Source organism: Pseudomonas sp. Pseusp16 (genome assembly GCF_047324915.1).
In the GTDB taxonomy this organism is placed as follows: Bacteria; Pseudomonadota; Gammaproteobacteria; order Pseudomonadales; family Pseudomonadaceae; genus Aquipseudomonas; species Aquipseudomonas fluorescens_CD.
This window is the reverse complement of record NZ_CP168522.1, coordinates 4,122,336-4,141,409: the sequence shown is the minus strand read 5'-3', so window position 1 is coordinate 4,141,409 and position 19,074 is coordinate 4,122,336. Positions and strand designations below refer to the sequence as shown.

19 protein-coding genes are annotated in these 19,074 nt (G+C 59.7%); 11 read left to right on the top strand and 8 right to left on the bottom strand.

Going from position 1 to position 19,074, the window contains the following annotated elements; all coding sequences use genetic code 11:
- From ACEN8Q_RS18865 to ACEN8Q_RS18855, 3 genes are all read left to right on the top strand, one after another.
- Positions 1-573 (top strand): RNA polymerase sigma factor, encoded by a 573-nt coding sequence (locus ACEN8Q_RS18865; protein WP_413703555.1) that lies wholly within the window; start codon positions 1-3, stop codon positions 571-573.
- On the top strand, positions 570-1,559 hold the full coding sequence (locus ACEN8Q_RS18860; protein ID WP_413703554.1) for a FecR family protein: 990 nt from the start codon (positions 570-572) through the stop codon (positions 1,557-1,559). The genes ACEN8Q_RS18865 and ACEN8Q_RS18860 overlap by 4 nt, the downstream gene beginning before the upstream one ends.
- Positions 1,560-1,776: 217 nt before the next feature.
- Positions 1,777-4,206, top strand: a complete 2,430-nt coding sequence (locus tag ACEN8Q_RS18855) for a TonB-dependent siderophore receptor (protein WP_413703553.1) — start codon at positions 1,777-1,779, stop codon at positions 4,204-4,206.
- 155 nt (positions 4,207-4,361) lie between these two features.
- On the opposite strand, the gene ACEN8Q_RS18850 is transcribed toward ACEN8Q_RS18855, so the two are convergent.
- Positions 4,362-5,237, bottom strand: a complete 876-nt coding sequence (locus ACEN8Q_RS18850) for a helix-turn-helix domain-containing protein (RefSeq protein ID WP_413703552.1) — start codon at positions 5,235-5,237, stop codon at positions 4,362-4,364.
- Positions 5,238-5,388: 151 nt separating this feature from the next.
- Here ACEN8Q_RS18850 and ACEN8Q_RS18845 point away from each other — a divergent pair, with 151 nt between their 5' ends.
- Entirely contained in the window at positions 5,389-6,291 is a 903-nt protein-coding gene (locus ACEN8Q_RS18845; protein ID WP_413421007.1) for a DMT family transporter, read from the top strand.
- A gap of 12 nt (positions 6,292-6,303) precedes the next feature.
- Here the strand turns inward: ACEN8Q_RS18845 and ACEN8Q_RS18840 are convergent, their stop codons facing one another.
- Both ACEN8Q_RS18840 and ACEN8Q_RS18835 read right to left on the bottom strand, forming a co-directional pair.
- Positions 6,304-6,813: a DUF2165 family protein gene (locus ACEN8Q_RS18840; protein WP_413421005.1), complete on the bottom strand. Its 510-nt coding sequence runs from the start codon at positions 6,811-6,813 to the stop codon at positions 6,304-6,306.
- A 192-nt stretch (positions 6,814-7,005) separates the two neighbouring features.
- On the bottom strand, positions 7,006-7,980 hold the full coding sequence (locus ACEN8Q_RS18835; RefSeq protein WP_413703551.1) for a 2-hydroxyacid dehydrogenase: 975 nt from the start codon (positions 7,978-7,980) through the stop codon (positions 7,006-7,008).
- A gap of 179 nt (positions 7,981-8,159) precedes the next feature.
- Here ACEN8Q_RS18835 and ACEN8Q_RS18830 point away from each other — a divergent pair, with 179 nt between their 5' ends.
- Entirely contained in the window at positions 8,160-8,417 is a 258-nt protein-coding gene (locus tag ACEN8Q_RS18830) for a hypothetical protein (protein WP_413421001.1), read from the top strand.
- Positions 8,418-8,536: 119 nt separating this feature from the next.
- Here ACEN8Q_RS18830 and ACEN8Q_RS18825 read toward each other — a convergent pair whose 3' ends face one another.
- The 4 genes from ACEN8Q_RS18825 to norR all read right to left on the bottom strand — a co-directional run bounded on the left by ACEN8Q_RS18825 (position 8,537) and on the right by norR (position 12,141).
- Positions 8,537-8,863: a hypothetical protein gene (locus ACEN8Q_RS18825; protein WP_413703550.1), complete on the bottom strand. Its 327-nt coding sequence runs from the start codon at positions 8,861-8,863 to the stop codon at positions 8,537-8,539.
- Between the two features lie 150 nt (positions 8,864-9,013).
- Entirely contained in the window at positions 9,014-9,472 is a 459-nt protein-coding gene (locus tag ACEN8Q_RS18820; protein WP_413705507.1) for a GNAT family N-acetyltransferase, read from the bottom strand.
- Between the two features lie 27 nt (positions 9,473-9,499).
- Positions 9,500-10,402 carry a chemotaxis protein CheV gene (locus tag ACEN8Q_RS18815; RefSeq protein ID WP_413703549.1) on the bottom strand — a complete coding sequence of 301 codons (903 nt, stop codon included), beginning with the start codon at positions 10,400-10,402 and terminating at the stop codon, positions 9,500-9,502.
- A gap of 188 nt (positions 10,403-10,590) precedes the next feature.
- Positions 10,591-12,141 (bottom strand): nitric oxide reductase transcriptional regulator NorR, encoded by a 1,551-nt coding sequence (norR, locus tag ACEN8Q_RS18810; protein WP_413420993.1) that lies wholly within the window; start codon positions 12,139-12,141, stop codon positions 10,591-10,593.
- A 153-nt stretch (positions 12,142-12,294) separates the two neighbouring features.
- On the opposite strand from norR, the gene hmpA reads away from it, so the two are divergent.
- Together hmpA and ACEN8Q_RS18800 are read left to right on the top strand one after the other, a co-directional pair.
- Positions 12,295-13,476: an NO-inducible flavohemoprotein gene (gene hmpA / locus ACEN8Q_RS18805; protein ID WP_413420991.1), complete on the top strand. Its 1,182-nt coding sequence runs from the start codon at positions 12,295-12,297 to the stop codon at positions 13,474-13,476.
- A 292-nt stretch (positions 13,477-13,768) separates the two neighbouring features.
- On the top strand, positions 13,769-14,278 hold the full coding sequence (locus ACEN8Q_RS18800; protein ID WP_413420989.1) for a disulfide bond formation protein B: 510 nt from the start codon (positions 13,769-13,771) through the stop codon (positions 14,276-14,278).
- A 550-nt stretch (positions 14,279-14,828) separates the two neighbouring features.
- On the opposite strand, the gene ACEN8Q_RS18795 is transcribed toward ACEN8Q_RS18800, so the two are convergent.
- The gene (locus ACEN8Q_RS18795; protein ID WP_413420987.1) at positions 14,829-15,089 is read right to left on the bottom strand and encodes a hypothetical protein; all 261 of its coding nucleotides are present in this window, start codon (positions 15,087-15,089) and stop codon (positions 14,829-14,831) included.
- Between the two features lie 27 nt (positions 15,090-15,116).
- On the opposite strand from ACEN8Q_RS18795, the gene cyoA reads away from it, so the two are divergent.
- Genes cyoA through cyoD form a run of 4 tightly spaced genes read left to right on the top strand, consistent with a single transcriptional unit; the run spans position 15,117 to position 19,064 of the window.
- Positions 15,117-16,052: a ubiquinol oxidase subunit II gene (gene cyoA / locus ACEN8Q_RS18790; protein WP_008018861.1), complete on the top strand. Its 936-nt coding sequence runs from the start codon at positions 15,117-15,119 to the stop codon at positions 16,050-16,052.
- 3 nt (positions 16,053-16,055) lie between these two features.
- Positions 16,056-18,086 (top strand): cytochrome o ubiquinol oxidase subunit I, encoded by a 2,031-nt coding sequence (gene cyoB, locus ACEN8Q_RS18785; RefSeq protein WP_111281029.1) that lies wholly within the window; start codon positions 16,056-16,058, stop codon positions 18,084-18,086.
- Between the two features lie 3 nt (positions 18,087-18,089).
- On the top strand, positions 18,090-18,716 hold the full coding sequence (locus ACEN8Q_RS18780) for a cytochrome o ubiquinol oxidase subunit III (protein ID WP_008000700.1): 627 nt from the start codon (positions 18,090-18,092) through the stop codon (positions 18,714-18,716).
- Entirely contained in the window at positions 18,717-19,064 is a 348-nt protein-coding gene (cyoD, locus tag ACEN8Q_RS18775) for a cytochrome o ubiquinol oxidase subunit IV (RefSeq protein WP_008018862.1), read from the top strand.
- The last annotated feature ends 10 nt before the right edge of the window (positions 19,065-19,074 follow it).

Genomic DNA, 19,074 nt, shown 5'->3' with positions numbered 1-19,074 from the left:
ATGATCACTCTCCCTCCCGAACCCCACGATATCGAGCGCGACCAACAGCGCGGTGACCGTGCGCACTTTCTCCAGGTGTTTCTCTCCCAGCGTTCGCAGATGGAAGCGCTGGTGAGTCGGCGTGTCGGTTGCCGGGCGACGGCGGCTGACCTGGTACAGGACTTGTTCCTGCGATTCTGGCGACGGCCGCTGGTGCAAGTCGAGGAACTTAGCACCTACTTGTTGCGCTGCGCCGGTAACATCGCCATCGACCATTTGCGCAGTGAAGGCACGCGGGTCCGGGCCAGCGAAGGCTTGATGGTGGAACCCCCGGACAGCCATGACAGCGGACCGCAAGCGGCACTGGAGGCGGGCAACGATTTGCGCCACGTTGAAGCGGCGTTGCGTGCGTTACCGGAGCGTACGCGGCAGATCTTTTTGCTCAATCGCATTCACGGCCGCAAATACGCCGAGATCGCCAAGGCCATGGGCTTGTCCCAAAGTGCCGTGGAAAAACATATGATGCGCGCCCTCGAAGCCTGCAAGGCGAGCCTTCGGGAACCCGAAACGCGTACGCCAGGGAAAGCACCGTGAACAACTTCGAACGCGTCACCCCGACGCCCGCTCAGGAGCAGCAAGCGCTGGCCTGGCTGAGTCTGTTGCATGACCGGCCCAGCAGCGCTGACCAGACTGCTTTCAGTCATTGGTTGCAGGCCGACCCCGCCCATGCCGAGGCTTATTCTCAGGCGCAGGTCATGTGGGAGCTGAGCGAAGGACCGGCGCGCACGCTCGCCGATGAGGACGCCCTGGCCTTGCAGGGGTATCTGAACGCCATGGACAAGTCGCGGCGCAGCACGCTCGGACGCTGGTCCGGTGCGCTGGCGATGGCCGCGTGTCTGCTGTTGATGATCAGTCTCGGCACAGGCTGGCAGCCATCGCGCTGGATCGATGACCTGGGCGCGGACTTCGTCTCGGCACCGGGGGAAATCCGCACCGTCACCCTGGCCGATCAGTCTCAGGTGACACTGGATGCCGACAGTGCCATCGCCGTGGATTTCAGTCATGGCGAGCGGCATGTGCAATTGCGTCGCGGCGCCGGTTTTTTCAGCGTGACGCATACGGGGCAACCGTTTGTGGTCGATGCGGAAAAAGGTCAGGCGCGGGTCCTGGGCACGCAGTTCGAAGTCCGTTTGCAGCCCCGCGGAGCACAGGTCACGGTGCTGTCCGGGCGAGTCGGCGTGACCGCGGACAAAAACGCCGAACAGCAAATCCTCACCGCCGGCCAGCAAGTCGCCTACGGCGAAGGCTCGGCGGAGAAACTCCACGCGGTGGATAGCGAAGCGCAATTGGCATGGCGTCAGGGCTGGCTCAATTACTACAAGGCGACGTTGGCCGATGTGGTGCGGGATTTGGGGCGCTATTACCCGGGGCGGATCGTGATGCTCAATGATGAACTGGCGGCACGCCGGGTCAGTGGCAGCTTCCCGAGCAGGAATCCGCAGGCCGTATTGAGTTCGTTGCAAGGGGTGATGGGGTTTGAGCAGCATCAGGTGTTGGGGCATCTGATTATTTTGCGTTGAAGCTGCCGGCCCCTTCGCGAGCAAGCCCGCTCCCACAGGGAAATGCATTGCAAATGTGGGAGCGGGCTTGCCCGCGAAGGGGCCAGTTCAAACACCACATCACCCCCGAATAAAAATATTTTCAAATTTTTGCTGAGGTAAATCCGATTGCCATCCGTGTAGTGACTGAAACTGCGAGTCATTCGCATCCTTTGCGGTTCTACACAGGTCATGAGTCATGAAGTCCAGGGCAAAATCGGGTTCGGTCAAACAATGGTTGGGTGTCTCTGCGCTGAGCTTTTCGGCATTGGCGTTGTTGCCGCTGAGCGTGGCGCTGGCTGCAGAGACGGGCAACCGTCAGCCGCGTGCACAGTTCAGTTTTTCTCTGGCCGCCAAACCGCTGCCCCAGGCCCTGAGTGATTTCAGCCGGGTGACCGGCATCAGCGTCGTCTACACCGATGAAGCGCCTTACGGACTCAATGCGCCGGCAATCAATGGCCAGATGAGCGCCGAACAGGCCCTGCAACGTCTGCTCACCGGCTCGGGCCTGACGTTCCGTCGCACCGACGGCCACACCATTGCACTGGAACCACGGCCGACTGAGGGTGCGTTGAACCTGGGCGCGACCACCATCACCTCGGTGATGGATGAGTCCATGAGTTACCAGCCGCCTCCCACCACTTCAGTGATGCGTTCCTCGGCTCCCGTTCAGGAGATCCCGCAGACCATCAATGTCGTCCCGGCCCAGGTCATCCGCGACCAGGCTCCGCGCAATCTCGATGACGCCCTGGCCAACGTCAGCGGCATCACCCAGGCCAACACCCTGGGCAGTACCCAGGATTCGGTGATGGTCCGCGGTTTTGGCGACAACCGTAATGGTTCGATCATGCGTGACGGAATGCCGATCGTGCAGGGGCGTGGCCTCAACGCCAGTGTAGACCGGGTCGAAGTGCTAAAAGGGCCAGCCTCGTTGCTCTATGGCATCCAGGATCCGGGCGGCGTGGTCAATATGGTCAGCAAGAAGCCCGAGCTTGAGCAGTACAACGCCTTGACCTTGCGCGGCTCGAGCTATGGCGACGGCAAGAACGGCAGCGGCGGTAGCCTGGACAGTACCGGTGCCCTCGGCGATTCCGGACTGGCCTACCGCATGGTGCTGGATCACGAAGACGAAGATTACTGGCGTAACTTCGGCGTGCATCGCGAGAGCTTGATCGCGCCATCGCTGGCGTGGTCCGGCGAAAGCACTAAGCTGTTGTTCGCCTATGAGCACCGCGAATTCCTCACACCCTTCGACCGTGGCACGCTGATCGATCCACGGACCAACCATCCGCTGGACATCTCGCGCAACGAGCGTCTCGACGAGCCGTTCAACAACATGGAAGGGCGTTCGGACCTCTATCACTTCGAGGCCGATCACGAACTCAACGACAACTGGAAAGCCCATTTCGGCTACAGCTGGAACCGCGAAACCTACGACGCCAGCCAAGTGCGCGTGACCGCCATCGACACCAAAAAGGGCACCCTGACCCGCAGCATGGACGGTACTCAAAACGCGATCAGCACCGACCGTTTCACCACCGCGAGCCTGGAAGGCAACGTGAATGTGCTCGGCATGCAGCACGACCTGCTGTTCGGCGTCGATGACGAGTACCGCAAGATTTTTCGCGAAGATTTGATCCGCCAGAAAAGTCGCACCACGTTCAGCTACGTGAACCCGGTGTATGGCCAGGAAGTGCCGGGTTCCACCGTCAGCGCGGCTGATAGCGCGCAGACCGATGAGCTGCGCAGCGATTCGGTGTTCCTGCAGGATTCCTTCCACCTCAACGAGCAATGGATTCTGGTGGCCGGCGCGCGCTTCCAGGCGTACGACCAATTTGCTGGCAAAGGCGTGCCGTTCCACGCCAACACCGACAGTAACGGGCAGAAATGGGTGCCGCGTGCTGGCCTGGTGTACAAGTACACCGATGCCTTGTCGTTCTACGGCAGCTACACCGAGTCGTTCAAACCCAACTCGACCATCGCGCCGTTGAGCGGCAGCAGTACCGTGCTGGACGGCAGCATCGCGCCGGAAGAAGCCAAGTCCTGGGAGCTGGGTGCCAAGCTTGATCTGCCGGGGCGCGTCACCGGCAACATTGCGTTGTTCGACATCAAGAAACGCAACGTGCTGGTGGCCAACGCCGAAGGCCCGACCACGATTTACAGCGCCGCCGGCGAAGTGCGTTCCCGTGGCCTGGAAGTGGACTTGAGCGGTCAGCTCACCGATCGCTGGAGCATGATCGGCAGCTACGCCTACACCGATGCCGAAGTCACCGAAGACCCGGTTTACAAAGGCAATCAACTGCAAAACGTGGCGAAGAACAGCGGCTCGCTGTCGGCGGTCTATGACTTTGGCACCATTGTTGGCGGCGATCAGTTGCGGGTCGGTGCCGGGGCGCGTTACGTAGGTGAAAGGCAAGGTAACGCCGTGAATGATTTCGAATTGCCGAGCTACACCGTGGCCGATGCGTTCGCCACCTACGACACCAGGGTCGAAGGGCAGAAGGTCAAGTTCCAGCTCAACGTGAAGAACCTGTTCGACCGCACCTATTACACCTCGGCGGCGAGCCGGTTCTTTGTGTCGATGGGTGATTCGCGGCAGGTGACGTTGTCGAGCACTTTGGAGTTCTGACGACAGACCGCGTCATCGTTCTTCGCGAGCAAGCCCGCTCCCACAGGGGAGCAGGGTAGCCACAAAACAGGTGAGCACCACCAAACCTGTGGGAGCGGGCTTGGTCCGGGCGGCGATCCGACGAAGGCGGCAGTACAGGCGATAAAAAAACGGGGCTAGCGCAAAAATGCCTGTCGATACTCGCCGGGCGTTCCTCCCAGGGCCCGGCGAAAGCGGTTTGTGAAGTGGCTGGCACTGGAAAAGCCGCAAGCCAGGGCAATCTCCCCCAGCGGCTGCGAGGTCATGCGCAGCAACGCTCGCGCCCGGTCAAGGCGCCGTGCCAGCACGTACTGGTGGGGCGGCAAGCCGAAGCTCTCGCGAAACATCCGCGCGAAGTGGTATTCCGACAGCGCGCACAACGCCGCCAACTGACCGAGGCTGATGGCCTCGTCCAGATGGCTGTCGATGAACTCCACCAGATGCCGACGTTGATGCGCGGCCAACCCACCCTTAAGGCGCAGGCCCTGACGCATATTCACCTGGCTGAGCAGGGCATGGCTGAGCAGTTCGTGAGCCAGGCTGCTGGTGAGCAGACGCTCGCCCGGCTCGTCCCAGTTCAAGGCGATCAACCGCCGAAAGCGCAGCGCCTGCTGTGGATCATCGAGAAAGGTCTGCTCGCGCAGCTGCATTTCCCGTGGTTCGCGATCGAGCAGGGTGACGCAGCCGAGGGCAAACTGTTCGGGGCTGAAATACAGGTGGGCCAGGCGAATATCGCCGTTGATCACCCAGCCTGACTGGTGATCGGCCGGCAGGATGCACAGTTTGTCCGGCCCCCCCTTGTTGCCGGGCTGGTCGCGGCGAAAGGTGCCGGTGCCGCCAGCGAGATAGCAGGACAGCGTGTGGTGGCTGGGCGCTTCATATTCCTGGGCGTCGTGGTGATTGCTCCACAAGGCCGCAGACAAGCCGTCACCGAGCTCGGCGCTGTGCTCGAGGCGAGCATTCGGCGAACGGTTGAGGGCTTGAAAGACTTGTAGGGTATCCAGTGCAGCCATGATCGTTGCTCTCTAACACCTGCATCCAACGCCTTGCATCCTACCCCGTAGGCGTGCGCCTGCCAGCCTGTCGCCAGACAAAAGCGCAAGTTTATGCAAGTGCGCCCAGGCGTGGCGCCGGACACTGGGCTCCTGTCGAGGAGCCTTTGTCATGAACCTTTCTTTGTACCTGCTGACCGTGCTGATCTGGGGCACCACCTGGATTGCCTTGAAGTGGCAGCTGGGCGTGGTGGCCATTCCCGTGTCGATCGTCTATCGCTTCGGCCTCGCTGCGCTGGTGCTGTTCGTGATCCTGCTGCTCAGCCGACGCCTGCAAGTGATGAACCGTCGCGGGCACCTGATCTGCCTGGCTCAGGGCCTGTGCCTGTTCTGCGTCAACTTCATGTGTTTCCTCACCGCAAGCCAGTGGATCCCCAGTGGTCTGGTGGCCGTGGTGTTTTCCACTGCCACTCTGTGGAATGCGCTTAACGCGCGGGTGTTCTTCGGTCAGAAAATCGCCCGCAACGTGCTGATGGGCGGTGCGCTGGGCCTGCTTGGGCTGGGACTGCTGTTCTGGCCGGAACTGGCTGGGCATACCGCCAGCCCGGAAACTCTGCTCGGCCTTGGCCTGGCCCTGTGCGGCACCTTGTGTTTCTCGGCGGGCAACATGCTCTCGAGCCTGCAACAGAAGGCCGGTCTCAAGCCACTGACCACCAATGCCTGGGGCATGGCCTACGGGGCGGCCATGTTGTCGGTGTGGTGCCTGGTCAAAGGCATTCCATTCGACATGGAAATGAGCGTGCGTTACATCGGGTCACTGTTGTACCTGGTGATTCCGGGTTCGGTGATCGGTTTTACCGCCTATCTGACGCTGGTCGGTCGCATGGGGCCTGAGCGCGCGGCCTATTGCACTGTGCTGTTTCCGGTGGTGGCGCTGAATGTCTCGGCGTTTGCCGAGGGCTACCAATGGACGGCACCGGCTTTGGTGGGGCTGGTGATGGTGATGCTGGGTAACGTGCTGGTGTTTCGCAAGGCCAGGGCGAGCGCCAGCCCGGTGTCAGGCAAACTGGCATGAATCGCATGCCGTTCAACTATCCTTTACCGCTACCAGGTAGATCAGGCCGAGAAACATATATTCAATATTGTTTCGTGCCCAGTCAAAAGCACTGCGTTGAGCGGAATACTCCAGGTCGAACCATTCGTTGAGTATCGTTACGTATAACATCTGGTAAACAAAGATTGCGGTGGTTAAACCAATGATGGCGAATTTCTTCGCTTCGTGAAACTCATTGTGCGGTGCATCGAGTTTTCGATAGAGCTGATAAGTCCCGATCAGACAGCTCAATGTGAATATGGTCTCCAGTGTTATTATCGCCCAGTAGAAGCGATGATGAAAAAGACCTGAGCTGATCGCCCGGTAGCGCCTGGATTCATTGCCTTCGGTCGCGCTCATGCTGATGATTCTGCCGATGTATTCGGCGTATGCCGTATAGTCGGTGAAGTTGTTGATGAGGGTCATGATCCCGAAAAGCGTCGCCAGCAATACAATGGTTAGTTTGCTTCGTCTTATTATGTCTGCGGTCGTGTTTTTGTACATGTGATCGTTCTCCGAGAGCATGGCTAGTGCGTTTGTCTTGATCGGAGTCTATAGTCGGTGACCGCAAGTTGTTGAAAGCCTTGCGTTGCAGGTTGTTTCGATTGTTTATTTGATGAAGTACGGGAGTGACTGGAAAGGTTATTCAGGTTTTTTAATGGGCGGGTACATCTGCCAAGACGTACCCGGGTTCTATCAACCTTTCCACACTTGCGGATTGACCAGGTCTTGTGGCCGCTCGCCCAGCAAGGCACTGCGCAAGTTGGCCAGGGCACGATTGGCCATCGCATCGCGGGTCTCGTGGGTGGCCGAGCCAATGTGCGGCAAGGTCACGGCGTTTTTCAGCTGGAACAGTGGTGACTCGGCCAGCGGTTCTTTTTCGTACACGTCCAGCCCGGCACCACGAATGCGGTTGTTTTGCAGGGCTTCGATCAGCGCCGGCTCATCCACCACCGGGCCACGGGCGATGTTCACCAATATGGCGCTCGGCTTCATCAGCGCCAGTTCGCGATGGCTGATCAAGTGTCTGGTTTTCTCGCTGAGCGGCACCACCAGGCAGACGAAGTCGGCCTCGGCCAGCAGTTGATCGAGGCTGCGAAACTGTGCGCCGAGCTCCTGTTCCAGGTCGGTCTTGCGGCTGTTGCCGCTGTAGATGACCGGCATGTTGAACCCCAATCGACCGCGCCGGGCGATGGCGGCACCGATGTTACCCATGCCGACGATGCCCAGGGTCTTGCCATGCACATCACAACCGAACAACGGCGCACCGACGGTGGCTTGCCATTGTCCGGCCTTGGTCCAGGCATCCAGTTCGGCGACGCGGCGCGCGCTGCTCATCAGCAGCGCAAATGCCAGGTCGGCGGTGCTTTCGGTAAGCACATCCGGCGTGTTGGTCAGCATGATCCCGCGTTCGTTGAAATACGCCACGTCATAGTTGTCGTAGCCCACCGAGACGCTGGATACCACCTCCAGCCTGGCGGCGTTTTCCAGTTGGGCGCGGCCGAGTTTGCGACCGACGCCGATCAGGCCGTGGGCGTGGGGCAGGGCTTCGTTGAATTGGGCGCTGATGTCGCCGTTTTTCGGATTCGGCACGATGACGTCGAAATCCTGTTGCAGGCGTTCGACCATTTGCGCAGTGACGCGGCTGAAGGCCAGGACAGTCTTTTTCATGGGAGGCGGGCTCGTCGGACGGAGATAATGGTGAGCACGCTAACATTCTTCGCGGGATTTGTGCGAGTCGCCCAGCGGTCGTTGCAAGCTAGCAGCTTGCCGGGCGTCATCCAGTTATACTGCGGCCTTTCGCGGCTCGCTCACTGGGCCCGACAATTTGCGCACCACCCGGAGCTTTCATGACATCCCCGAAACAACCGCCGGTCGCCGACGCTTTGAGCGACGTGCAGGCAGAGCTGCCAGACAGCGTCGACTCCAGCGCCGACAGCGCAACCGAAGCCGGGATCCCGGCATTCAAATTCCCGTTCAAGCCGGGTGAGCTGGCGGCCGCCAAGGGCTCGAACCAGCCGTGGTACAAAAATGGCGCCAAGAACGGCCACACCAAGACGCCGGGCATGGCTCCGCCGGGGACTCGTCGGTCGATGGGCAAGCGCTGAGCTTTCAGCTCCGCGGTGCCTGATCTGCCGTCTTCGCCAGCAAGCCCGCTCCCACAAGGGATCTGCGTTCTTTCATGATGCCGCTGTAAAGGCCGCTATCGAAGCTGATCATGCGCCACTCAGTTCGCCTTGCCGGTCGGGCGGATGGAGTCCCATTCGGTGACGTACGCGGTCTTGCCCTTTTTGTTGTAGAGGCACAGCTCGGTGCCTTGTGCGCCTTTCATGTGCTTTTGCGGGTACTGGCCCTGGAGCAGGAGTGCGGTGTAGCCGACCCGGTCATCGAACTGCGCGGCGTTGCCCACGGGTTTGGCGTCCTTCAGACCGCTGGCCTTGGTGCAACTGACGAGTACGGCTTTGTCGTAGGTGGCCCAGGCATCAGGGCTTGAGGCGTGGGCCTGGGGGGCGAGGGCGGTGATGCAGAGAAAAGTCAGGGTTGCTGCTTTCATGGTTCTGGCGTCCTTGGATGTGCAATGGCCAAGGGTGGAGTATGCCTGACGGTTTTGGAGTGGATGTGCCGGCCTCTTCGCGAGCAAGCCCGCTCCCACAAAGGACTGCATTGAACCTGTGGGAGCGGGCTTGCTCGCGAAGGCGGCGTATCAGACCGGAACCGGCTCTCGGCGAACGGCATGCATCCCGACGCTTTCATATAGCCGCCGCGCCCTATGGTTGTCTTCGCGCACCTTCAAATCCACAAATCCTTCGCGCCGCTGCTGGAACACCTTGAACGCCTGCAACAACAGTGCGCGCCCCAACCCCCGGCCCTGAAACCGCGGGTGCACCACCAGATTCTTGATATAGGCACTGGTCCAGCACTGACACACACCGACCACACCTTCGGCATCCCAGGCAATGAAGCACAGGGTCGGGTCATATTCCGGATCGGTTTCGAACTGCCGTTGCCACATGTCCAGCGCGGCTACGCGCCCGCCGCCGTCGAGATAACCGAACTCCATCAACCGGTGCACGGCGGCGCCCAACTCGGGGCGGTATTCGCTCAGTTGCAGGCCGGCTGGCCAATCGGGGGGCGGCACGACGACAGAGAGGTCGCGCCGCATCAGCCAGCAGAATTCTTCCGTCAACACTCAATAACCCTGTTCGGCAACCGCCTTGGCCGCAGTGATCAGGCACTGGGTCAGTTCCGGCGAAGAAAATTTGGTCAGCACCGCGTTCGCCCCGGCCAGTCGTGCTTTCTCTGCATTCATCGCACTGTCCAGTGACGTGTGCAGCAGTACATAAAGATGCGCGAAATCCGGGGTTTCCCGCAGGGTGCGGGTGAAGGCGTAGCCGTCCATCTCGGACATTTCGATGTCCGAGACAATCAGGTTGATCTGCTGCGCGGTACCTTGCAGGTCCAGCAGGCAGTCGATGGCTTCCTTGGCGCTGCGGGCCGTATGGCATTGCAGGCCCAGGTTACGCAGGGTGTGTACCGATTGCTGCAAGGCGACCTGACTGTCGTCGACCACCAGGATGCGCGCGTTGCCGAGCAATTCGGCGTCTTCCATGCTCAGCTCGGTCGGCGCCATTTCGATTTGGGCAGGCGCAATGCCGTGGATGACTTTTTCGATGTCCAGCACTTGTACCAGGGTGCCATCGACCGATGTCACGCCGGTGATGTAGGCGCGCAAACCACCGGAGCCGAAGGGCGGCGGGCGGATGTCGGTGGTCAGGCAATGGACGATCTTGCTCACTGCCTGCACGTGCAGACCCTGCTTGGAGCGGCTGACGTCAGTGACAATCAGGCAGCCGCCGTTCGGGTCTTCCAGCGGCCGCTCGCCGATGGCGCGGCTGAGGTCGATCACCGACAGCGACGAACCGCGCAGGGTGGCGATGCCTTTGACGTGGGGATGCGACTCCGGAAGCCTGGTCAGCGGCGGGCAGGGAATGATTTCACTGACCTTGAGCAGGTTGATCGCCATCAGCTTGCCGCTGCGCAAGGTAAACAGCAGAAGCGAAAGTGAGTCTGCGCGGGCTTTGGTGGAGGACATAAAAACCTTCTGTGGAAAAAGGTGATGGGCGAGTAAGCAATCGCCAAAAGCTATCGATGCCGGGTTATCGACTCGTACGGGGCAGGCTTTAGCTATTCGGGTGAATGGTAGTTCGTCTTCGCGAGCAAGCCTGCCCGCACAGTTGATCGCATTCCAAATGTGGGAGCGGGCTTGCTCGCGAAGGGGCCTCACTTCATACCCAGTCTCTTGGCCATCCGCCCAAGATTCGCCCGGTCCAGGCCTAGCTCACGGGCCGCGCTTGCCCAATTGTTGTTGTGCCGTTCCAGACACGCACCGATCAACTGGCGCTGATAGTTTTCGGTCGCCTCGCGCAAATCGCCGGTCACCACCGGCGTGACGGTGGCTGCGGGCTGCTCGGTAGCGGCTTCAATGCTGGCATTGGGCAAGTCCAGGTCGGCGGCGCTCAGGCTGAGAATCTTCGGCCGATCCTTGCAATTGCCCAGGGCTTTCAAGGCGCTGCGGCCGATCAGATGTTCAAGCTCGCGCACGTTGCCGGGCCAGTCGTAGGCCAATAGCGCGACCTGGGCGTCGCTGTTCAGGCGCAGGCTGTTGAGGCCCATGCGCGAGCGGTTCTGCTCCAGGAAGTAACCGCTGAGCAGCAGCACATCGCGCCCGCGATCGCGCAGGGCCGGCACCAGCAGCGGATAAACGCTGAGGCGATGGTAGAAGTCGGCGCGATAACGGCCGCTGCGCACTTCTTCGGCGAGGTCGCGGTTGGTCGCCGCGATCAGGCGCACGTCCACCTGATGCTCCTTGTCCGAACCCAGTCGCTGCAGCTGACCGCTCTGCAATACCCGCAGCAACTTGGCTTGCACGGTCAGCGACAACTCACCGACTTCATCGAGAAACAGCGTGCCGCCATTGGCCAGTTCGAACTTGCCACGGCGGTCGTTCATCGCCCCGGTAAAGGCGCCGCGGACATGGCCGAACAACTCGCTTTCCACCAGTGTGTCGGGCAGCGCGGCGCAGTTGAGGCTGATGATCGGTTTGTCGGCGCGGGGCGAGGCGGCGTGGATGGCCTGGGCCACCAACTCCTTGCCGACCCCGGTTTCGCCAGTGATCAGCACGGTCAGGTCGCTGCCGCCCACCAGGCTGATTTCTTCAACCAGGCGTTTGTGGGCCTTGCTCTGGCCAATCATCTCGCGATTCTGCTGGCCACTGGCCTGGCGGTAGACCTCGGCGCGCTGATGTTCATCTTCGACCCGGTTGTTCAACCGCTCGATGCGTTCGGCGGCGTTGACCGTGGCGGCCGCGAGGCTGGCGAAGGCTTGCAGGGCATCCAGTTCGATGGGCTCGAAGCGCTCCGGATCGAGGGCGTCGAGGGTCAGCAGACCCCATGGCCGCTCGTCGATGAACAATGGGCAGCCCATGCAGTCGTGGACTTCCAGATGATCATCCAGGCCATCGACCAGACCGTCATAGGGGTCAGGCAAGTCGCTGTCGGCAGCGAAACGGGTCGGGCCAGGGCCGCTGAGCAGCGCTTCGAAACGCGGGTGCTCGCTGACCTTGAAGCGCCGACCGAGAGTGTCGGTGCTCAAGCCGTCGACAGCCAGCGGCACCAGCCATTCACCGTCAAGGCGCAGCAGGGCGGCGGCGTCGCAGGGCAGCAGGGCGCGCATGGCTTCCAGCAGGCGGCGATAACGCTCGCCCTCGGGCAGTTCGCGGGACAGGTCGGAGACCAGGGGCAGCAGGGCAGTGAGCAGGGGTTTTGCAGTCATAGTGACTCCGTGTAGTCGACATGACTATAAATCAGGTGGTGTCTTAATGACTATTAAGTTCTTATCTTATTGATTTATAACGATTAAATAGTTGGCATGGAAGCTGATAAGCATAGGTAATCCGTTAGCAACCCGAGAACCAGGAGTCACCTTATGCTGAGCGTTCAAGACCGTGCCATCGTCAAATCCACCGTACCGTTGCTCGAAAGCGGTGGCGAAGCGCTGATCACGCACTTCTACCGCATGATGCTCTCCGAATACCCGGAAGTCCGCCCGCTGTTCAACCAGGCCCACCAGGCCAGCGGTGATCAGCCGCGTGCCCTGGCCAACGGCGTATTGATGTATGCGCGCCATATCGACCAACTCGACCAGTTGGGCGACCTGGTGGCCAAGATCATCAACAAGCACGTGGCCCTGCAGATCCTGCCGGAACACTATCCGATTGTCGGTAACTGCCTGCTGCGGGCCATTGCCGAAGTGCTGGGCGAAGAGATCGCCACCCCTGAAGTGATCGCGGCCTGGGGCGCGGCCTATGGCCAGCTGGCGGACATTCTGATCGGTGCCGAATCCAGCATCTACGACCAGAAGGAGCAGGCCCACGGCGGCTGGCGCGGGGCGCGGGAATTCATCGTGGCCGGTAAGGTCGAGGAGAGCGCAGAGATCACCTCGTTCTACTTCGAACCGGCGGACAAAGGCCCGATCCTGGTGGCGGAACCCGGCCAGTACATCGGCATGAAACTGATCCTCGACGGTGAAGAGATCCGTCGTAACTACTCGCTGTCGGCGCTGGCGAACAAGGGCCAGTACCGCATCAGCGTAAAACGCGAGGACGGTGGCCGCGCTTCCAACTTCCTGCACGACCAATTGCATGTCGGCGCCAGCATCCAGTTGTTCCCGCCATCGGGCGAGTTCGTCCTGAGCGCCAGCGACAAACCGCTGGTGCTGATCAGTGGCGGCGTTGGCATTACCCCGACCCTGGCGATGCTCGAAGCGGCGCTGGAGACCCAGCGGCCGGTACATTTCATCCACTGCGCGCGCAATGGCAGCGTGCATGCCTTCCGTGACTGGATCGACGGCTTGGCCGAGCGTCACCCGCAACTCAAGCGGTTCTACTGCTACTCCGAAGATGACGGTGTGAGCCCGGCGGCACACAAGGTTGGTTTGTTGAGCCAGCAGCAGTTGAATGCATGGCTGCCGGAGCAGCGTGACCTGGACGCTTACTTCCTGGGGCCAAAAGGCTTCATGGCTGCAGTGAAACGCCACCTCAAGGCACTGGGCGTGCCGGAGAAGCAAAGTCGTTACGAGTTCTTCGGGCCGGCAGCGGCACTGGAGTAAGGCTCTGGCGCGGTGAGTCTGCCTCACCGCGTCGCCTTCATCGCGGGCAAGCCATGCTCCCACAGGTTTTGTGTCGTTCACATCAATCTGGATCGACACAAATCCCTGTGGGAGCGTGGCTTGCCCGCGATAGCTTCACCTCGGTCCTGAACTGAAAAAAGCCAGAAAGTTAATCCCTGCTTAACCGCCTTGTCGTCTATTCCCCCGAATCCCCCCGGACACGCTCCAGACTCTCAAAGGTCCGGGCCAGCGTGTAGACTGGCGGGCACTGGAAATCTTGAAGGGAAACGCGATGAGCGATGAATCCATGCGGTTGGGGCGTGAACGGCGCTACCTGGTGTTGTTGGGCATCATTTGCCTGGCGCTGATCGGCGGCGCGTTGTACATGCAAATTGTTCTGGGCGAGGCGCCTTGCCCGCTGTGCATCCTGCAACGTTATGCGTTGCTGCTGATCGCGATCTTCGCCTTCATCGGCGCGGCCATGCACACCCGCCGCAGCATCACGGCGTTCGAAACCCTGGTGGTGATCTGCGCGCTGGCAGGCGCAGGCGTTGCCGGGCATCACGTCTTTACGCAGTTCTATCCGGCGGTCAGCTGCGGCATCGATGTGCTGCAACCGATTGTCGATGGGTTGCCGCTGGCGAAGATCTTCCCGTTGGGCTTCCAGGTCGATGGTTTCTGCTCCACGCCATACCCGCCGATCCTCGGTCTGTCGCTGGCGCAGTGGGCGCTGGTCGCCTTCGTGCTGATCGTGGTGCTGGTGCCATTGCTGACGTCGCGTAACCGCAAAGCGCTGCGCTGAGGTCATCTGCCGCCACGCATTGTCGGACAAAAAAGCCCCGTTCCTCGCAGAGAGGACCGGGGCTTTTTTTGTCTTGCCGAGCCATTTCAGAGGCCAGATAAAAAGACCGTGATGTGTGACAGCCAAGGGTGCGACACATGTGCGACATGTTGTCACAGAGCCGGTGTCGCAGGGCCTTCGAGGAGGCCGGATTGGTGCATGGAAACGTAACGAAATTGGGCTGATTTGCAGGCTTCCGGTTTTTTCCGTTCCGAGCGCAATCAGGCAGTTTTAACACGGCTTGGCGAATAGCCAGAGCCCCCGTCATATCGGGGCTCAGGCAAGGTAAAGGGCAGTGAAGAGGGACCCGATACTGTCTGAACTGTGGGCGGAAGACCTACTAATTTTGGTGTTTTTGTTGAGAATTAATTTCGATAAGATGCGCCACTTTTGCGAAAACGGTTAATGATTGTTGCCGGTTCGGATAAAAATTATTTCGGGATGAGACATGGTTTATAAAACGTTACATATCTACAATCGCCCGCACTGAATTCCCGGCACTGCTCAAATCTTAACCAGGCGTGAGCAGAAACAGGGTGTCGAGAAGTCTGGTGGCTTCATGCGATGCCCAGGTGTCGGAGTCTCCAACTATCCGCACCAAATGGAATTGGTCTGTAAAAAGGCCTTTGACCACGAATTCGAATAAGAACTCACCGCAGGCCCAGGATTTGTCGAAACGCGTCTGACGCACGACGGGCATGCCCTTATTCAATCCAAGAAAAATGCCAACCCTTGGCAGGGTGAAGTGTTGGCGATCAAAACCCAACTGCATTGCGCAAGCTGCTTTAGAGGTCGTGAGATGAGTAAAAACAGGTACCCCAGACTACTAGGCTTATTGCCGCTGATCGGCACATTGCTGCTGTCAGGCTGCAACATGACCTTGCTCAATCCCAAGGGCCAGGTTGGTCTGGATGAGCGAAACCTGATCATCACCGCAACGCTGCTGATGCTGTTGGTCGTGGTTCCGGTCATCGTCATGACCTTCCTGTTCGCCTGGAAATACCGCGCCTCCAACACCAACGCTACCTACACCCCGAAATGGAACCACTCCACCAAGATCGAGATCGCGGTGTGGGCTGTTCCAGTTCTGATCATCATTGCCCTGGGTTACGTCACCTACAAGTCGACCCACGCCCTCGACCCGTACAAGCCGCTGGAATCCGACGTCAAGCCGGTGACCATCGAAGTGGTCGCGCTGGACTGGAAGTGGCTGTTCATCTATCCGGAACAAGGCATCGCCACGGTCAACAAGATCGTGTTCCCGGCGCACACCCCGGTCAACTTCAAGATCACTTCCGACGCCGTGATGAACTCGTTCTTCATCCCTGCTCTGGGCGGCCAGATCTACGCGATGGCGGGCATGCAGACCAAGCTGCACCTGATCGCCAACGAGAACGCTGAAATGGACGGTATCTCCGCCAACTACAGCGGCGCTGGTTTCACCGGCATGAAATTCAAAGCGATCGCCACGACTCAGGAAGATTTCGACGCCTGGGTAAGCGAAGTAAAAAAGGCACCTAAACAGCTTGAACAAGCTGAATACGCAGCCCTTTCCAAGCCAAGCCAGAACAACCCAGTCGAGCTCTACTCCTCGGTTACGCCGAACCTGTTCCAGACCATCGTCGACAAGTACGAAGGCATGAAACCGGGTCCTAAGGTGCACCACGAGAAAGAAGAGAAAGAAGTGGCCGCTACGGACATGAACTCGCATTCAGCTGCCGGGGCAGAGGAGTAAACGATGTTTGGTAAATTAAGTTGGGAAGCGATCCCGTTCCACGAGCCGATTGTCATGGTGACCATCTCCATGATCGCGCTCGGTGGTCTGGCGTTGTTCGCTGCAATCACCTACTTCAAGAAGTGGACCTACCTGTGGACCGAGTGGCTGACGTCGGTCGACCACAAGAAAATTGGCGTGATGTACATCATCGTCGCCATGGTCATGCTGCTGCGCGGCTTTGCCGACGCCATCATGATGCGTACCCAGTTGGCCATGGCCACCGAAGGTTCGCCTGGCTACCTGCCACCTGAACACTATGACCAGATCTTCACCGCCCACGGTGTGATCATGATCATCTTCATGGCGATGCCATTCTTCACCGGCCTGATGAACCTTGCAGTGCCGCTGCAGATCGGCGCGCGTGACGTTGCCTTCCCGTTCCTGAACTCCCTGAGCTTCTGGCTGCTGGTTTCCGGCGTGGTGCTGATCAACCTGTCCCTGGGCGTCGGCGAATTCGCCAAGACCGGCTGGGTTGCCTATCCGCCGCTGTCGGGCCTGCAATACAGCCCTGGCGTGGGGATGGATTACTACATCTGGGCGCTACAGCTATCGGGTCTGGGGACAACGCTGACGGGGGTCAACTTCCTGGCCACCGTGCTGAAAATGCGTACCCCTGGCATGAAGCTGATGGACATGCCGATCTTCACCTGGACCTGCACCTGGGCCAACGTCCTGATCGTGGCTTCGTTCCCGATCCTGACCGCTACCCTGGCTCTGCTGACGCTTGACCGTTACATGGATTTCCACATTTTCACCAATGAACTTGGTGGCAATCCGATGATGTACGTCAACCTGTTCTGGGCTTGGGGTCACCCTGAGGTGTACATCCTGATCCTGCCGGCGTTCGGTATCTTCTCCGAAGTCATCTCGACCTTCACCGGCAAGAAACTGTTCGGCCACCACTCGATGATCTACGCTTCGGGCGCGATCTCGATCCTGGGCTTCATGGTTTGGCTGCACCACTTCTTCACCATGGGTTCGGGTGCCAGCGTCAACGCCTTCTTCGGTCTGGCAACGATGCTGATTTCCATCCCGACGGGTGTGAAGCTGTTCAACTGGCTGTTCACCATCTATCAAGGCCGTCTGCGTTTCACCAGCCAGGTTCTGTGGACCCTGGGCTTCATGGTGACCTTCGCCATCGGCGGCATGACCGGCGTACTGCTGGCCATCCCGGGTGCCGACTTCGTTCTGCACAACAGCCTGTTCGTGATCGCGCACTTCCACAACGTGATCATCGGCGGTGCGGTATTCGGTTACATCGCCGGCTTCGGCTTCTACTTCCCTAAAGCGTTCGGCTTCAAGCTGCACGAAGGTTGGGGCAAGGCAGCGTTCTGGTTCTGGATCAGCGGCTTCTTCGTCGCGTTCATGCCGCTCTATGCACTGGGCTTCATGGGCATGACCCGTCGCCTGAACGCCACCACCAACCCTGAGTGGGTGCCGTACCTGTACGTCGCCATGTTCGGTGCGGTGATGATCGCAGTCGGTATCGCTTGCCAGCTGATCCAGCTGTACGTCAGCGTGCGTGACCGCAACAAGCCGGAAAACATGTGCGAACACGGCGACCCGTGGAATGCACACACCCTGGAATGGTCGACCTCGTCGCCACCTCCGTTCTACAACTTCGCCGTGCTGCCGAAAGCCGACGTTGTCGACCCGTTCACCGAAGCCAAGGAAAACGGCACCGCGTACAAGGTTGCGGCCAAGTACGAGCCGATCCACATGCCAAACAACACCGCGACCGGTGTGGTCATGGGCGCGCTGTTGACCGTGTTCGGTTTCGCGATGATCTGGCACATCTGGTGGCTGGCGATCGCTAGCCTGGCAGGCACCGTGATCTACTTCGCGATCCACGCGGCCCGTGATGATCAAGGCTATATGGTGCCGGTCGACGTGATCGAGCGCATCGAAGCCGAGCAGCACAAGCGTCTGGTCGCGGCAGGGAAAATCCCGGCCACTGCCACCCGTGTTGAAACCTCGTTGGAACAGGCTTAAACCATGTCGAACTTAGTGACCAATGCTGGACACACCCATGTCGATGGACATGGGCATGATGACCATCACCACGACTCGGGCGAGATGACCGTATACGGTTTCTGGCTCTACCTGATGACCGACTGCATTCTGTTTGCATCGATCTTCGCGGCGTACGCGGTACTGGTTAACAACGTAGCGGGTGGCCCGTCGGGCCACGACATCTTCGAACTGCCATACGTACTGGGCGAAACCGCTCTGCTGCTGTTCAGTTCGATCACCTACGGCTTCGCCATGCTGGCGTTCTTCCGGGGTAACAAGAAGCAGGTCCTGGGCTGGCTGGCCATGACCTTCCTGTTCGGTGCCGGCTTCATCGGCATGGAGATCAACGAGTTCCACATGCTGATCTCCGAAGGCTACGGCCCGAACCGCAGCGGCTTCCTGTCCGGGTTCTTCACCCTGGTCGGCACCCACGGTCTGCACGTGACCAGCGGTCTGATCTGGATGGCGATCATGATGTACCAGGTGCAGAAAAAAGGCCTGACGGCGACCAACAAGACCCGTCTGAGCTGCCTGAGCCTGTTCTGGCACTTCCTGGACGTTGTGTGGATCTGCGTATTCACCGTTGTTTATCTGATGGGGACTATGTAAATGGCTAACGCAGCTCATTCCCAACATGGCCATGACAGCCACGATGCCGGTCACGGCAGCGTCAAGTCCTACGCCATCGGCTTCATCCTGTCGGTGATCCTGACCCTGATCCCGTTCGGTCTGGTGATGTACCCGACGCTGCCGAAGTCGATCACCCTGATGATCGTCGTCGCGTTCGCAGTCATCCAGGTGCTGGTGCACCTGGTGTACTTCCTCCATCTGGACCGCTCGGCCGCGCAGCGTAACAACGTGATCGCGTTTGTCTTTGCCGCGATCGTGATTGTCCTGCTGGTTGGCTTGTCGCTGTGGATCATGTTCAGCATCCACACGTTCATGATGGCGAAGTGAGGTAAGTCCG

Coding starts and splice junctions, on each gene's coding strand:
- ACEN8Q_RS18865 (WP_413703555.1), top strand. CDS start 1: ATGATCACTCTCCCTCCCGAACCCCACGATATCGAGCGCGACCAACAG.
- ACEN8Q_RS18855 (WP_413703553.1), top strand. CDS start 1,777: ATGAAGTCCAGGGCAAAATCGGGTTCGGTCAAACAATGGTTGGGTGTC.
- ACEN8Q_RS18850 (WP_413703552.1), bottom strand. CDS start 5,237: ATGGCTGCACTGGATACCCTACAAGTCTTTCAAGCCCTCAACCGTTCG.
- ACEN8Q_RS18845 (WP_413421007.1), top strand. CDS start 5,389: ATGAACCTTTCTTTGTACCTGCTGACCGTGCTGATCTGGGGCACCACC.
- ACEN8Q_RS18840 (WP_413421005.1), bottom strand. CDS start 6,813: ATGTACAAAAACACGACCGCAGACATAATAAGACGAAGCAAACTAACC.
- ACEN8Q_RS18835 (WP_413703551.1), bottom strand. CDS start 7,980: ATGAAAAAGACTGTCCTGGCCTTCAGCCGCGTCACTGCGCAAATGGTC.
- ACEN8Q_RS18830 (WP_413421001.1), top strand. CDS start 8,160: ATGACATCCCCGAAACAACCGCCGGTCGCCGACGCTTTGAGCGACGTG.
- ACEN8Q_RS18825 (WP_413703550.1), bottom strand. CDS start 8,863: ATGAAAGCAGCAACCCTGACTTTTCTCTGCATCACCGCCCTCGCCCCC.
- ACEN8Q_RS18820 (WP_413705507.1), bottom strand. CDS start 9,472: ATGCGGCGCGACCTCTCTGTCGTCGTGCCGCCCCCCGATTGGCCAGCC.
- ACEN8Q_RS18815 (WP_413703549.1), bottom strand. CDS start 10,402: ATGTCCTCCACCAAAGCCCGCGCAGACTCACTTTCGCTTCTGCTGTTT.
- norR (WP_413420993.1), bottom strand. CDS start 12,141: ATGACTGCAAAACCCCTGCTCACTGCCCTGCTGCCCCTGGTCTCCGAC.
- hmpA (WP_413420991.1), top strand. CDS start 12,295: ATGCTGAGCGTTCAAGACCGTGCCATCGTCAAATCCACCGTACCGTTG.
- ACEN8Q_RS18800 (WP_413420989.1), top strand. CDS start 13,769: ATGAGCGATGAATCCATGCGGTTGGGGCGTGAACGGCGCTACCTGGTG.
- ACEN8Q_RS18795 (WP_413420987.1), bottom strand. CDS start 15,089: ATGCAGTTGGGTTTTGATCGCCAACACTTCACCCTGCCAAGGGTTGGC.
- cyoA (WP_008018861.1), top strand. CDS start 15,117: ATGAGTAAAAACAGGTACCCCAGACTACTAGGCTTATTGCCGCTGATC.
- cyoB (WP_111281029.1), top strand. CDS start 16,056: ATGTTTGGTAAATTAAGTTGGGAAGCGATCCCGTTCCACGAGCCGATT.
- ACEN8Q_RS18780 (WP_008000700.1), top strand. CDS start 18,090: ATGTCGAACTTAGTGACCAATGCTGGACACACCCATGTCGATGGACAT.
- cyoD (WP_008018862.1), top strand. CDS start 18,717: ATGGCTAACGCAGCTCATTCCCAACATGGCCATGACAGCCACGATGCC.